At 68.6% G+C, this 12,615-nt stretch carries 12 protein-coding genes; 6 read left to right on the plus strand and 6 right to left on the minus strand.

Annotated elements, in window-relative coordinates:
- Positions 1-12 precede the first annotated feature (12 nt).
- Complete coding sequence (locus DELCS14_RS11315; RefSeq protein ID WP_013801715.1) at positions 13-1,011, minus strand: LysR family transcriptional regulator; 999 nt, start codon at positions 1,009-1,011, stop codon at positions 13-15.
- 70 nt (positions 1,012-1,081) lie between these two features.
- On the opposite strand from DELCS14_RS11315, the gene DELCS14_RS11320 reads away from it, so the two are divergent.
- Both DELCS14_RS11320 and DELCS14_RS11325 read left to right on the plus strand, forming a co-directional pair.
- A complete protein-coding gene (locus DELCS14_RS11320) occupies positions 1,082-1,972 on the plus strand; it encodes an amidohydrolase family protein (RefSeq protein ID WP_083829076.1) in 891 nt (296 codons plus the stop codon).
- Positions 1,973-1,998: 26 nt separating this feature from the next.
- Positions 1,999-2,994, plus strand: a complete 996-nt coding sequence (locus DELCS14_RS11325) for a tripartite tricarboxylate transporter substrate binding protein (protein WP_013801717.1) — start codon at positions 1,999-2,001, stop codon at positions 2,992-2,994.
- Positions 2,995-3,009: 15 nt separating this feature from the next.
- Here DELCS14_RS11325 and DELCS14_RS11330 read toward each other — a convergent pair whose 3' ends face one another.
- Entirely contained in the window at positions 3,010-4,641 is a 1,632-nt protein-coding gene (locus tag DELCS14_RS11330) for a gamma-glutamyltransferase family protein (protein WP_013801718.1), read from the minus strand.
- A gap of 13 nt (positions 4,642-4,654) precedes the next feature.
- Positions 4,655-5,644 carry a tripartite tricarboxylate transporter substrate binding protein gene (locus DELCS14_RS11335; protein ID WP_013801719.1) on the minus strand — a complete coding sequence of 330 codons (990 nt, stop codon included), beginning with the start codon at positions 5,642-5,644 and terminating at the stop codon, positions 4,655-4,657.
- A gap of 132 nt (positions 5,645-5,776) precedes the next feature.
- On the opposite strand from DELCS14_RS11335, the gene DELCS14_RS11340 reads away from it, so the two are divergent.
- Positions 5,777-6,661: a LysR family transcriptional regulator gene (locus DELCS14_RS11340; RefSeq protein ID WP_013801720.1), complete on the plus strand. Its 885-nt coding sequence runs from the start codon at positions 5,777-5,779 to the stop codon at positions 6,659-6,661.
- 36 nt (positions 6,662-6,697) lie between these two features.
- Here the strand turns inward: DELCS14_RS11340 and DELCS14_RS11345 are convergent, their stop codons facing one another.
- On the minus strand, positions 6,698-7,081 hold the full coding sequence (locus DELCS14_RS11345; RefSeq protein ID WP_013801721.1) for a tautomerase family protein: 384 nt from the start codon (positions 7,079-7,081) through the stop codon (positions 6,698-6,700).
- A 120-nt stretch (positions 7,082-7,201) separates the two neighbouring features.
- Between DELCS14_RS11345 and DELCS14_RS11350 the strand changes: the two genes are divergently transcribed.
- The 3 genes from DELCS14_RS11350 (at position 7,202) to DELCS14_RS11360 (ending at position 10,506) form a co-directional block, all read left to right on the plus strand.
- Complete coding sequence (locus DELCS14_RS11350) at positions 7,202-8,059, plus strand: LysR family transcriptional regulator (protein WP_013801722.1); 858 nt, start codon at positions 7,202-7,204, stop codon at positions 8,057-8,059.
- 411 nt (positions 8,060-8,470) lie between these two features.
- Positions 8,471-9,325, plus strand: a complete 855-nt coding sequence (locus DELCS14_RS11355; RefSeq protein ID WP_013801723.1) for an RNA ligase family protein — start codon at positions 8,471-8,473, stop codon at positions 9,323-9,325.
- Between the two features lie 35 nt (positions 9,326-9,360).
- Positions 9,361-10,506 (plus strand): AAA family ATPase, encoded by a 1,146-nt coding sequence (locus DELCS14_RS11360; protein ID WP_013801724.1) that lies wholly within the window; start codon positions 9,361-9,363, stop codon positions 10,504-10,506.
- Between the two features lie 31 nt (positions 10,507-10,537).
- On the opposite strand, the gene DELCS14_RS11365 is transcribed toward DELCS14_RS11360, so the two are convergent.
- Positions 10,538-11,521 carry a tripartite tricarboxylate transporter substrate binding protein gene (locus DELCS14_RS11365; RefSeq protein WP_013801725.1) on the minus strand — a complete coding sequence of 328 codons (984 nt, stop codon included), beginning with the start codon at positions 11,519-11,521 and terminating at the stop codon, positions 10,538-10,540.
- Between the two features lie 57 nt (positions 11,522-11,578).
- Entirely contained in the window at positions 11,579-12,601 is a 1,023-nt protein-coding gene (locus DELCS14_RS11370) for a tripartite tricarboxylate transporter substrate-binding protein (protein ID WP_013801726.1), read from the minus strand.
- Between the last annotated feature and the right edge of the window lie 14 nt (positions 12,602-12,615).

Consider the following 12,615-nt stretch of genomic DNA (forward strand, 5'->3'; position numbering starts at 1 on the left):
ATGAGGGCTGGGTTAAGCGTTGCTCCGCGTGCCAGCCCTGTCCAGGCGCTGCTGGAGCAGGGATTTGCTGTACGCCTCCTGGAAGATCTGGTGGATCAGCTCCCTGAACCATTTGTGCCCCGCGTCATGGTCGTTGCGCGGATGCCAGACGGCGTCGATGGACAGGGCCAGCTCGGGCAGGGGCATGGGGCGCGCCACGCAGTTGGAGCCGGACAGCACGCTGTGCATCCAGTGCGCGGGCATGGCGGCCACCAGGTCGGTGGATTCGATGACGGGCACCATGCCCAGCCAGGTGGGCACCTGGAACATCACGCGCCGCGCCAGCCCGCGCTCGGCCAGGAGTTCGTCCACGATGCTGCTGCCCACGCCCGTGACCTTCAGGTGGCCCTGCTCCAGGTATTTCTCCAGCGTGAGCGGGGAGGCGGCGGCCGGATGGTCCTTGCGCATCAGCACCATCCACTGGTCATCCAGCAGGCGGCGTGACGCCGACAGCACCGAGCGCCCGCGCGAGACGGAAAGGCGGATTTCCACGCCTTCGTACTCGACGCGGTCCGAGGGCTGGCGGCCGTCGAAGGACTGCACCGACAGGCTGATGCCCGGCGCCACCGCACGCAGATGGATGCACAGCTGCGGGAGCAGCAGCACGCCCACGTAGTCGGACAGGCGCAGGTGGAAATTGCGCCGCGCCGTGGCCGGATCGAAGCCCTTGCTGACCTCGATGGCGCTTTCGATCTCGCTGAAGGCCTTGCGGAAGCTGCGCGCCAGGCGCACGGCCTCGGGCGTGGGCGACATGCCTTCGGCCGTGCGCAGCAGCAGCGGGTCGTTGAACTGGGTGCGCAGCCGGCGCAGCGCATGGCTGACGGCCGAGGAGGTGATGCCCAGCCGCGCGGCGGCCTTGCCCACGCTGCGTTCTTCCACCAGGGCCTCGAAGATCACCAGCAGGTTGAGGTCGATGCTGCGCAGGTTGACCGGAGCGCGCGGCGCGCCGTCTGCATGTTGAATGCTGTTCATTTTGATGATGACAAAGATGAGCTTGACTGAATTTTACGTGCGTCACGACAATGCACCAGCTTTGAAATGAATGCCCATGAATTCACCCAGTTTCAACCGCTGTGCCGGTGATTGCGACGCAGTCGAAAATCCAGCGGAACAATATCTGTTTCCGGAAAATTCCTGCGATACGCATTTCCATGTATTTGGTCGTTTCGATGATTTTCCGTTGATTGCGGAGCGCGCCTATACACCGGCCGTCGCGTCCATGGACGATTATTGGAAAGCCTTTCGCCCATTGGGCGTGGACCGCTGCGTTCTGGTCCAGCCCAGCGTGTATGGCCGCGATCACGGCCTTCTCAAGCAGACGCTGCGCCATGCCGAGGCGGGCCGCATGCGGGGCGTGGCCGTGATCTACGAGGACACGCCGGATACAGAGATCGAAGCGCTGCACGCCCTGGGCGTGCGGGGCGCACGGTGCAATGCGCTGTTTTCGGGCGGGGTCTCCGTCTCCAGCCTGCGGACCGTGGCCGACCGCATCCGGGGCCTGGGCTGGCATGTGCAATTGCTGGTGAACGTGGATGAAGACCCTGGCCTGGCGCAGCGCGTGGCCGACATGGGCGTGGCCGTGGTGGTGGATCACTTCGGCCACCCGTCGCGCCAGCTGGGCGCCGACGGGCCGGGCAGCCGAAACCTGCAGGCGCTGATGAATGAAGGCCGGGCCTGGGTGAAGTTCTCGGGCGCCTACCGGATATCGGCAACGGCATCGGCCGTGGACCCGGCCGTGGTTCCCATTGCACATGCCCTGGTGCAGGCCAATCCGCACCGGATCGTATGGGGGTCGGACTGGCCGCACCCCGGAATAAAGGCCCGTTCGAATTCCGCTGGCGAATTGGCGCAGGCATTGATGGATTGGGTTCCAGAGGAATACAGGCACACGGTATTGGTCGATAACCCCGTGCGCCTGTATTGGGGTCATTGATTTTCAAATAGCAGGAGACAGAGAAAATGAATCGAATCACATCGGGCCGCAGAGGCTTTATCCGCACGGCGGTATCTTTCGCTGCGCTGGCTGCGGCATCGGCTGCATCTGCAGTGCAGGCGCGCGCATTTCCCGCCAAGCCGCTCACGCTGGTCGTGCCCTTTGCACCGGGCGGCAATGTGGACATCGTGGCCCGCACGCTGGGCATACCGCTGGCCCGGCATGCGGGCCAGTCCGTGATCGTGGACAACCGTGCGGGCGGCGGTGGTGCCGTGGGCTCGGGCTGGGTGGCGCGCGCCGAGCCGGACGGGCATACGCTGCTGGTGGCCACGCCGGGCCAGTTGGGCACCTTGCCCGAGATGATCAAGCTGCCCTACCGCGCCGACAGCTTTGCGCCCATTGCCGTGGTCAGCCGCACGCCCGTGGTCGTGGTGGTACGCGCCAACGACGCACGCTTCAAGACCGCTGCCGATTTCATCAAGGCGATGAAGGCCAAGGATGGCAGCGTGACCGTGGGCCATGCCGGTCCGGGCTCGCCCAATCACCTGGCCGTGCTGCAGCTGGAAGATGCGGTGAAGGTGCGCGTCAATCCCGTGCCCTACAAGGGATCGGGGCCGGCCCTGGTCGATCTGATCGGTGGGCAGATCGATGCCGTGGTGGACCAGATCACCAGCTCCACGCCGCATATCAAGAGCGGCGCCCTGCGCGCGCTGTTCGTGCTGGGGCCGCGCGCCGGGGGCGGGCTGGCCGATGTGCCCGACCTGGCCCAGCTGGGCCTGCCGGTGTTCGATGCCACCACCTTCGTGGGCGTGTTCGCGCCCAAGGGTGCGCCCACGGCCAGCGTGGACAGCCTGTATGGCTGGATCTCCCAGTCTGTGGCCGACCCGGAGTTCAGCCGCCTGATCCGCGAGCTGGGCAGCGAGCCCTTCCCGGCCAGCGCGGCCGTGCTGCAGCGCCTGGTCAGCGAAGAGGCCGCGCTGGCGGCGCGGCTGACCCGGCAGGGGCGTCTGCGCGCGGAGTAGCCGCCGCGCGCACTTCTAGTACCCGGCCGCCAGCCCGTCGCGGCGCGGGTCGCTGGCGATCTGGTAGCCCTCTACGGCGGGATCGCCCATGCGCCAGATGAACTGGCCGGCACCGAAGTCCTGGTAGGGGTCGTGGATGACCTCCACCTGGTGGCCCAGCGCCTGCAGGCCGGCAATGGTGGCCGGCTCCATGCCGCCTTCCACGTTGATGGCCAGGCCTTCGTTGACGCGCCAGCGCGGCGCATCGCAGGCCGCCTGGGGCGACTGGCGGTAGTCCAGCATGCGCACCACAGTCTGCATGTGGCCCTGGGGCTGCATGTTGCCGCCCATGACGCCGAAGCTCATCACGGGCTGGCCGTCGCGGGTCAGGAAGGCCGGAATGATGGTGTGGAAGGGGCGCTTGCCCGGGCCCACCAGGTTGGCGCGGTTGGGGTGCTGGGGGTCGGTGCCGAAGCCGTGGCCGCGGTTTTGCAGGCTGATGCCGAAGCTCGGCTCCACCACGCCCGAGCCAAAGCCCGAGAAGTTGCTCTGGATGAAGCTGACCATCATGCCGTGCTCGTCGGCTGCCGTCAGGTAGATGGTGCCGCCGCTCACGGGGTTGCCGGCCTTGAAGTCTTGCGCACGGCGCGGATCGATGAGCCTGGCGCGCGAGGCCAGGTAGGCGTCGTCCAGCATCTGTGCGGGCGTCACCTCCATGTCCGCGTCGGCCACGTAGCGGTAGATGTCGGCAAAGGCCAGCTTCATGGCCTCGATCTGCAGATGCTGGGAGGCCACGCCATCCACGGGCAGGCTGGCCAGGTCGAAGTTGGACAGAATGCCCAGCGCGATCTGCGCGGCAATGCCTTGCCCGCCCGGCGGGATCTCGTGCAGCGTGTGGCCGCGGTAGTCCTTGGCCAGCGGCTGCACCCATTGCACCTCGTGCGCGGCCATGTCGGCCATGCCCAGGCAGCCGCCGTGCTGCTGCACGAACGAGGTCACGGCCCGGGCAATCTCGCCTTCATAGAAGGCCTTGCCGCGCGTGGCACCAATGGCGCGCAGGGCGCGCGCTGCGGCGGGAAAGCGGAACAGCTCGCCCACTTCCGGCGCGCGGCCCCGGGGCAGGAAGCTTTCCCTGAACCCCGGCTGCGATTGCAGCTCGGGCGCGCCTGCGGCCCATTTCTGCTGGACCACGGGCGGCACCAGGTAGCCGCGCTCGGCGATCTCGGCGGCCGGCTCCATCAGCGCGTCAAAGGGCAGCTTGCCGAAGCGCTCGTGCAGGGCCACCCAGGCGCTGACGGCGCCCGGCACGGTGATGGAGTCCACGCCCCGGCGCGGCGGCTTGTCCTGGCGGCCATAGCGCTGGTGGAAGTACTCGGGCGCCCAGCCCTGCGGTGCGCGGCCGCTGGCGTTGAGCCCGTGCAGCTCCTTGCCATCCCAGAGGATGCAGAAGGCGTCCGAGCCCAGGCCGTTGCTCACCGGCTCGACGATGGTCATGGCCGCCGCCGCCGCAATGGCCGCGTCCACCGCGTTGCCGCCTGCCCACAGCATGCGCAGGCCGGCCTGCGCCGCCAGCGGGTGGGAAGTGGACACGGCATTGCGCGCGAACACGGGCACCCGCCTGGAGTCGTAGGGGTTGCCGGGAGTGAAGGGAGAGGAAGAGGCGTGCATGAAAGAACCTGCCTCAGTCGGCGGTGATGCCCATGGTCTTCACGTCACGGCTCCAGCGCGTCAGCTCGCGGTCGATCTGCTGCTTGAAGGACTTGGGGTCGCTGGTCTCGGGGTCCAGGCCCTGGGCCTCGAACTGGGCCTGCACTTCGGGGCGCTCCATGATCTTGCGCACTTCCTGGGCCAGCCGCTCGACGATGGCCGGGTCCGTGCCGCCCGTGGTGAACAGGCCGTACCAGGACGTGAAGGCATAGCCTGGCAGGCCGGCCTCGGCGACGGTGGGCACGTTGGGCAGGTTCTTGACGCGCTGCTTCGTGGTCACGGCCAGGATGCGGGTCTGGCCGGTCTTGGCCGAGGTGATGGCGGGCGGAATGCCCGAGAAAATGGCCTGCACCTGGCCGCCCGACACATCGGTGATGGCCGGGCCGTTGCCGCGGTAGGGCACGTGCACCAGGTTCACGCCGGCCTGCTGCGCGAACAGCGCGCCGGCCAGGTGCAGCGTGGAGCCGTTGCCCGACGATGCGTAGTTGATGCTGCCTGGCGCCTTGCGCGCGGCCTCGATCATTTCCTGCACCGTCTTGTAGGGCAGGGCGGCGTTCACCAGCAGCGCGTTGCCGGACTCGGCCACCAGGGTGATGGGCTCCAGGTCCTTGCGCGGGTCGAACGACAGCTTCTTGGCCAGCACGGGCGCCACGGTGTTGCTGCCGATGGAGCCCAGCAGCAGCGTGTAGCCGTTCTTGGGCGCCTTGGCCACCACTTCGCTGGCGATCAGGCCGCCCGCGCCGCCGCGGTTCTCCACCACCACGCTTTGGCCCAGGCGCTGCTGCAGCTCCTTGGCCAGGATGCGGGCCACGATGTCGTTGGCGCCGCCGGCGGCAAAGCCCACCATGATCTTCAGCGGCTGCGAGGGCCAGGCATCGGCGGCGGGCGCGGCCCAGCCGGGCGTGGCGCAGGTCAACAGGGCGGCGCAGCAGACAAGCAGGCGGCGGGACACGGGTGCAGGCATGGAGATCTCCAGAAATCCGGGAAGTGGGAGGGTGCGATCAGGACGATCGGCTATCGGTTGCCAGCGATTTTGATGATAGAAACTGTTTGGTGAAAGCTGGAATTTCTTACGAATCTTGAAAGAAAAACTTTTATGCCAAGCCTGCGCATTCTTCGCACTTTTCTGGCCGTGGCGGCCGAGGGCTCCTTCACCGCCGCCGGACAGCGCGTGGCGCTGACCCAGGTGGCCGTGGGGCTGCAGATGCGCACGCTGGAAAACGACCTCAAGCGCAAGCTGTTCGCGCGCCAGGGCAAGCTGGTCACGCTCAACGAGCAGGGCCGGGCGCTGGTGCCCATTGCCACCCAGCTGGTGGCGCTGTACGAGCAGGCCAAGCACGGCACGCGGGCCGACGCACCGCTGGCCGGCACCGTGCAGTTCGGCTCCATCGTCTCGGCGCTGAGCCAGCTGGTGCGCGCCACGCTGGAGCTCAAGCGCCACCATCCGGCGGTGGACCTGCATGTGGTCTCGGGCAAGTCCAACCGGCTGATCGCCCAGGTGGAGAACCATGAGCTGGACGCGGCCGTGGTGGTCTACAACCCGGCCATCAAGCGCCCCTCGCTGGTCTGGACGCCGCTGTATGCCGAGTCCATGGTGCTGCTGGCGCCGCGCGCCGCCCGGCCCGCGGCGCCCGCCGACATGGTGGAGCGCTATCCCTTCATCCGCTTCGACCGCACCGAGCACACGGGCGAGCTGGTGGAGCGCACGCTGCGCCGCCTGCGCGCCAAGCCCCAGGAGTTCCTGGAGCTCAACTCCATCGAGACCATCGTGGAGCTGGTGCGCGACGGCATGGGCGTGGCCATGCTGCCCAATCTGGCGCGGCATGGCTGGGAGGGTGACCCGCGCCTGCGCGTGCTGCCCATTGCCCAGACCGCCGAGAGCCGGCAGATCGCCCTGGTGCAGCTGCGCACGGCGGCGCGCGCCGAGATCATCACCGCCGTGGGCCAGCAATTCGTGGCGGCGCTGGCGGTGCCGGCCTGAGCGCGGCGCTGTGGGTGTTGCGCCGATCCGCGTGTCTTAAGTTGCGTATTGCGCTAGCCCGTGGCCCATGGACCAGTTCTCCTTGTCCACCTCGACCAGGTTGACGAACACGTCCTCGGGCCGCAGGCCGGGGCTTTCGACCAGCAGCTCGGCGATGCGGCGGAACAGCGCCTTCTTCTGCTCTAGGCTGCGGGTGTTGCTGACCGTGAGCTGCACCAGCACCAGATCGTCGCTGCGCGCCACGCCCAGGTAGGAGGCGCCGTAGCGGAAGTTGTCGCCGTCATGCTCGGTGATGGTCATGAACTGGTCGTCCTCCGGCACGTTGAAGGTCTCGCGCATGGCGCGGTAGAGGCTGTCGCAGATGGCCTGGCGATAGGCGGGGGACTTGCCGGCGCGCATGTTGATCCGGGTCATGGGCATGGTGTGGCTCCTTTGCGTTGCGTTGAATTGCGTTGCTTTGCGTTGTGGGAGCCTCGAAGGTAGGCCGTGCCAGCTATTTTGAAAAGCCATGATTACTGATATCAGTAATAATGAATTGCAATGATTCAACGACCCCTTGACCTGGATGCCGTGCAGAGCTTCGTGCACATCGCGGAGCTGGGCAGCTTCACGCGCGCAGCCGAAGCCATGCAGACCACGCAGGCCGCCGTCAGCCTCAAGCTCAAGCGGCTGGAGCAGCGGCTGGGCTGCAGGCTGGTCGAGCGCACGCCGCGCCATGTGCAGCTGTCGGCGCTGGGCGCCGACTTCCTGCCCCATGCGCGCGAACTGCTGCAGGCCCATGAGCGCGCACTGGCGCTGGCCGTCAGCACGCGCCAGCGGCTGACCATCGGCATCAGCGACCACGTGGCCGGGCCTGAGCTGCCGGCACTGATCGCCCGCATGAATGCGCAGGACCCGCAGCTGTTGATCGACATCCGCATCGCATCGTCCGGCCCGCTGCTGCAGGGGTTTGACCGGCGCGAGTACGACACGGTGATCGTGCGCACGCATGCCGGGCGTGACGACGGCGAGCTGCTGGCCGAGGAGCCCTTCGGCTGGTTTGCCGCGCCCGGCTGGCAGCACCGCGCGGGCGAGCCCCTGCCGCTGGCCACGCTGGCCGAGCCCTGCGGCGTGCGCGCCATGGCCGGGCAACTGCTGGATTCGGCGCGCATGCCGTGGACCGAGGTGTTCGTGGGCGGCGGCGTGGCCGCTGTCTCGGCCGCCGTCATGGCGGGGCTGGGCGTGGCCGCGCTGGCGCCGCGCATGCTGGCCCTGGGCGCCGTGGACGTGGGCCCGCGCCTGGGCCTGCCCACGCTGCCGCGCCTGCCCGTGCTGCTGCACACCCGCGTGCGCGAAGGCCGGCCGCGCGCGGCGCTGGATGCGCTGGGCGCCGCCTTCAAGTCCGCCGTGCGTGGCTAGCAGCCAACAATCGGCCCGGCATGGCGCGCAGCCGCTTGTGCCTGCGGGGCAACGGGCGATAGACTCGCACCCCTCCCATCCACCCTCACCCTTTCGAGGTGCACCATGCCCCGCCGCACAGCTTCCTGCTGAACGACTTCGTCACACGCTGATCCTGGCCTTGCCCCGGATGTCTTTTGCGTGTGCGCTGCGGTGCGTGGCCTTTTGAGGGCTTGCGGCTGACCGTCCGGTTTGCGGACGGCCCCGACAGTCCTGCCATCTTCCCCTTCGACAGCCTGCCTGCCCGGCCACCACGGGCCAGGCCGCGCTGTCGCTGCATCCCCTGCATTGCGGCGCCTGGCGTCGTCGTCGGCTTTTCCCGCTCCACGGCATGTCGCCGTGGGGTGCTGCATCGTTTTCGGAAAGCACGACATGACCCCATCCATTGCCCAAGGCGCTCACTTTCTTTCGAGCGTCGAGATCCTCAAATACCCCCGCACGCCGCACCTGCGCGGCTCGCGCCTGCAGTCCGGTGACCAGGACGACGCCGTGCCCTATGAGCGGCTGGCCGGCCTGCACATCGTCGTCGAGGAAAAACTCGACGGCGCCAACGCGGCGCTGAGCTTTGCCGGCGACGGCCAGTTGCTGCTGCAGTCGCGCGGCCACTACCTGGACAGCGAGCGGCCCGGCGGGCGCGAGCGCCAGTTCAACCTCTTCAAGCAATGGGCCCAGGCCCATGAGGGCGCGCTTCTGTCCCTGCTGGACGACCGCTACCAGGTGTTCGGCGAGTGGATGTACGCCAAGCACTCGCTGTTCTACGACGCGCTGCCGCACTGGTTCTGCGAGTTCGACATCTGGGACCGCTCGGCGCAGTGCTTCCTGGACACGCCGCGCCGCCATGCTCTGCTGGCCGGCGTGCCCGTGGTCTCGGTGCCCGTGCTCTACAGCGGGGCGGCGCCCCGGCGCATGCAGGACCTGCTGGCGCTGCTGGCCCCTTCGCTGGGCCGCAGCGCGCGCTGGCGCCAGGCCTTCGAGCAGGTGGTGGCCCGCCAGAAGCTGGACCTGCCGCTGTGCTGGCGGCAGACCGACGGCTCCGAGCTGGCCGAGGGCCTGTACCTCAAGGTGGAGGAGGACGGCCAGACCGTGGCGCGCTACAAGTTCGTGCGGCCGGACTTCGTGCAGGTCATCCTCGACTCGGGCTCGCACCACAGCGAGCGGCCCATCGTCCCCAACGGGCTGCGCGAAGGCGCAGACATCTTTGCGGCCGATATTTCAAAAAGCTGGTGAGGCCTGCAGCGCAGGCCCATCGCAAGGAGATTTCCATGACGAACTGGAAACAGATCCAGTCCCTGGTGCCGCAGCCCGGCGCCGACCCCGACTTCGCGGCCTGCCTGGCCGCCTTCCCCCAGCTGGAGCAGGCCAAAACCACGCCGCAGGACCCGGTCTATCACGCCGAAGGCGATGTCTGGACGCACACGCAGATGGTGGTGCGCGAGCTGCTGGCCGACCCCGGCCATGCGGCGCTCATCGCCACCGAGCGCGAGACGGTCTTCCTGGCCGCGCTGCTGCACGACGTGGCCAAGTGCTCGACCACCGTGGTGGGCGAGGACGGCCGCATCGGCCAGCCCGGCCATTCGCGCCGGGGTGCGCTGGATGCGCGGCTCATGCTCTGGGAAGCCGGCGCGCCCGTGGACCAGCGCGAAGCCATCTGCCGGCTGATCGCCGTGCACCAGGTGCCGTTCTTCGCCTTTGCCGACTCGCGGCGCGGCCTCTCGCCCGAGTTCATCGTGCGCGAGCTGTCCTGGCAGGTGGACCTGCACCTGCTCACGCTGCTGGCGCGCGCCGACATGCGCGGTCGCATCTGCCCGGACATTGCGTCCGTGCTGGTCAACATCGAACTGGTGCGCGAGTTCGCGCTGGAAGAGGGCTGCCTGCGCACGCCACGCCGCTTTGCCTCGGCCGAGACGGCGGTGCGCTACTTCCGGGGCGCGCAGCTGCATCCCGACTATGCGCTGCACGAGCAGACCGGCTCGCGCGCCATCGTCATGTGCGGCCTGCCGGCCAGCGGCAAGAACACCTGGGTGGCCGCCCACCATGGCGACCTGCCCGTGGTCTCCTTCGACGATGCGCGTACGGAGCTGGGCCTGCGCCACGGCCAGAACGAGGGCGCGGCCGCCCACCATGCCGTGGACAAGGCCAAGGCCCTGCTGCGCGCGGGCCAGCCCTTCGTCTGGAACGCTACCCACCTGTCGCGCCAGATGCGCGGCAAGACCGTGGACCTGTGCCTGGCCTACGGCGCCCGCGTGGAACTCGTGCACCTGGAAGCCAGCCGCCCAACCCTGCTGGCCCGCAACCGCGCGCGCGACACCACGCTGACCAACGCGGCCCTGCTCGGCCTGCTGCAGCGCTGGGATGTGCCTTTGCCTACTGAGGCGCATGCGCTGTCGTTGCTGGTCAATGAGGGGTAGGTCGAGGGTGGGGGTAGGCCCCGCCTTTCGCTCAATCCCTTCGGATTCCGCGCTCCTTCACCAGCCGGCCCCACTTGGCGGCTTCGCTGTCGATGAAGGCGGCGAACTCCTGGCTGCTGCCGCCGCCGAACTCGTTGCCCTGGGAGACGATGCGTTCCCGGACTTCCGGATGGTCCATGGCCTTGGCGAACGCCTTGTTGAGCCGGGCCACGATCTCGGGCGGCGTGCCTTTGGGCGCCACATAGCCCATCCAGTTGGAGACGGTGACCTGGGGGAAGCCGGACTCGGCGAAGGTGGGCACGTCAGGGAGCATGGCCAGGCGCTGTGCCGAGGTCACACCCAGCGCGCGGATCTTGCGCGCCTGTATGGAGGGCGCGGCCGCACCGGTCTGCTCGAACATCAGGTCCACCTGTCCCGACAGCAGGGCGGTGGCGGCGGGACCACCGCCCTTGAAGGGCACGCCGACCATGTCCAGGCCTGCCGCCGCCTCGAAAAGCTCGGCCGAGAGATGGTGCGCACCGCCCGGCCCTGCATTGGCGATGTTCAGCTGCCCCGGCCTGTCCTTGGCGGCCGTCACCACATCGGCCACGCTGCGATAGGGCTTGTCGGCGGGCGTGACCAGCACCAGCGGGCTTTTCTCCAGCAGGATGATGGGGACAAAGGTCTTGGGATCGAAGTTGAGCTTGGGATAGATCCAGGGATTGACGGCCAGAGGCCCGAAGCTGCCCATGGCGATGGTGTAGCCGTCGGCTGCGGCGCGGCCCACGAACTCCATTCCGATGTTGCCGCTGGCGCCGGGCTTGTTGTCCACGATCACGGGCTGGCCCAGTATCTGCGCCAGCTGCCTGGCCACGAGCCGGGTCTTGACGTCGGTGTTTCCGCCTGCCGCGAAGGGCACGACGATGGTGACGGCGCGGACCGGGTAGCCGTCGGGGGCGGTCTGGGATCGGGCCGTGGCCGAAGCCAGGACCAGGATGGCGGCGGCCGTGGCGGCCAGCGCGGGATGAAGCTGCATGTCGTCTCCTGTGGTTTTCTGAAGGGAAAGGCAAATGCCGGGAAAGGGCGCGCGCCCTCACTCGGCCACGATGCGTGCTGAGGTCACGATGGCGGCGTACCTGGCGGTCTCGGCGGCGATGAAGTCCCTGAACTGCTGCTGGGACATGGGGGCGGGCTCGCCGCCCAGTTCGCGCAGGCGCGGCAACAGCGCGGGATCCTTGAGCGCATTGACCACCGCCGCATGCAACCGCGCCTGGACGGCCGGCGGCGTGGAGGCGGGCGCGAAGAGGCCGAACCAGTTGTCCAGGTCGTAGGAGGCCAGGCCCGTGGACTCGGCAATGGCGGCAATGCCGGGGGCGAAGCTGGCGCGCTGCGCTGAAGTCACCGCCAGCGCCTTGACACGGCCGCTCTTGATGAAGGGCGCGGCCCCCGCGTAGCTGACGAAGGCCAGTTCGACCACGCCCGAGGACACGTCCACCAGCTGGTTGGCCGCGCCCCGGTAGGGCACGTGGTTCAGCCGGATGCCGGCCAGCGACTGCAGCAGCTCGCCATTGAGGTGCTGGGGATTGCCCACGCCGCTGGTGGCGTAGCCGAGCTTGCCGGGGCTGGCCTTGGCCAGGCGCACCAGTTCATCGATGTTGCCGGCCGGCAGGCCGGGCGAGGCCACCAGTACGTTGGGCACGCGCGTGACCAGGGTCAGGGGCGCCAGGTCGCGGGACGGCTGGTAGGGCATGCGGCCCTGGTGCACCAGCGGGGCGATGGCGGTTTCGCCGGCCGAGCCCAGCAGCAGCGTGTGGCCGTCGCCCGCCGCGCGTGCCACGGCCCCTGCGCCCAGCATGCCGCTGGCGCCGGGCCTGTTGTCCACCACCACCGGCTGCTTGAGCGTCACGCGCAGCCGCTCGGCCAGCAGCCGGGCCATGGCGTCGACGCCGCCACCTGCCGTGAAGGGAACCACGAGAGTGATGCTGCGCTGCGGCGCGTCCTGGGCCGCAGCGGGCAGGCTGCCGATGAGGCCGATGAGGCTGATGAGGCCAATGAGGCCGGCGAGCAGCGCGGTGCCCAGGCTGCGCAGCAAGCTGCGGCGGGAGGGAGCGGACATGTCAAAACTCCTTG

It is taken from the genome of Delftia sp. Cs1-4 (assembly GCF_000214395.1).
Taxonomy (GTDB): Bacteria; Pseudomonadota; Gammaproteobacteria; order Burkholderiales; family Burkholderiaceae_C; genus Comamonas; species Comamonas acidovorans.

Bases quoted from the DNA above. Each gene is read 5' to 3' on its own strand.
- DELCS14_RS11315 (WP_013801715.1), bottom strand. From the start codon at position 1,011: ATGAACAGCATTCAACATGCAGACGGCGCGCCGCGCGCTCCGGTCAAC.
- DELCS14_RS11320 (WP_083829076.1), top strand. From the start codon at position 1,082: ATGCCCATGAATTCACCCAGTTTCAACCGCTGTGCCGGTGATTGCGAC.
- DELCS14_RS11325 (WP_013801717.1), top strand. From the start codon at position 1,999: ATGAATCGAATCACATCGGGCCGCAGAGGCTTTATCCGCACGGCGGTA.
- DELCS14_RS11330 (WP_013801718.1), bottom strand. From the start codon at position 4,641: ATGCACGCCTCTTCCTCTCCCTTCACTCCCGGCAACCCCTACGACTCC.
- DELCS14_RS11335 (WP_013801719.1), bottom strand. From the start codon at position 5,644: ATGCCTGCACCCGTGTCCCGCCGCCTGCTTGTCTGCTGCGCCGCCCTG.
- DELCS14_RS11340 (WP_013801720.1), top strand. From the start codon at position 5,777: ATGCCAAGCCTGCGCATTCTTCGCACTTTTCTGGCCGTGGCGGCCGAG.
- DELCS14_RS11345 (WP_013801721.1), bottom strand. From the start codon at position 7,081: ATGCCCATGACCCGGATCAACATGCGCGCCGGCAAGTCCCCCGCCTAT.
- DELCS14_RS11350 (WP_013801722.1), top strand. From the start codon at position 7,202: ATGATTCAACGACCCCTTGACCTGGATGCCGTGCAGAGCTTCGTGCAC.
- DELCS14_RS11355 (WP_013801723.1), top strand. From the start codon at position 8,471: ATGACCCCATCCATTGCCCAAGGCGCTCACTTTCTTTCGAGCGTCGAG.
- DELCS14_RS11360 (WP_013801724.1), top strand. From the start codon at position 9,361: ATGACGAACTGGAAACAGATCCAGTCCCTGGTGCCGCAGCCCGGCGCC.
- DELCS14_RS11365 (WP_013801725.1), bottom strand. From the start codon at position 11,521: ATGCAGCTTCATCCCGCGCTGGCCGCCACGGCCGCCGCCATCCTGGTC.
- DELCS14_RS11370 (WP_013801726.1), bottom strand. From the start codon at position 12,601: ATGTCCGCTCCCTCCCGCCGCAGCTTGCTGCGCAGCCTGGGCACCGCG.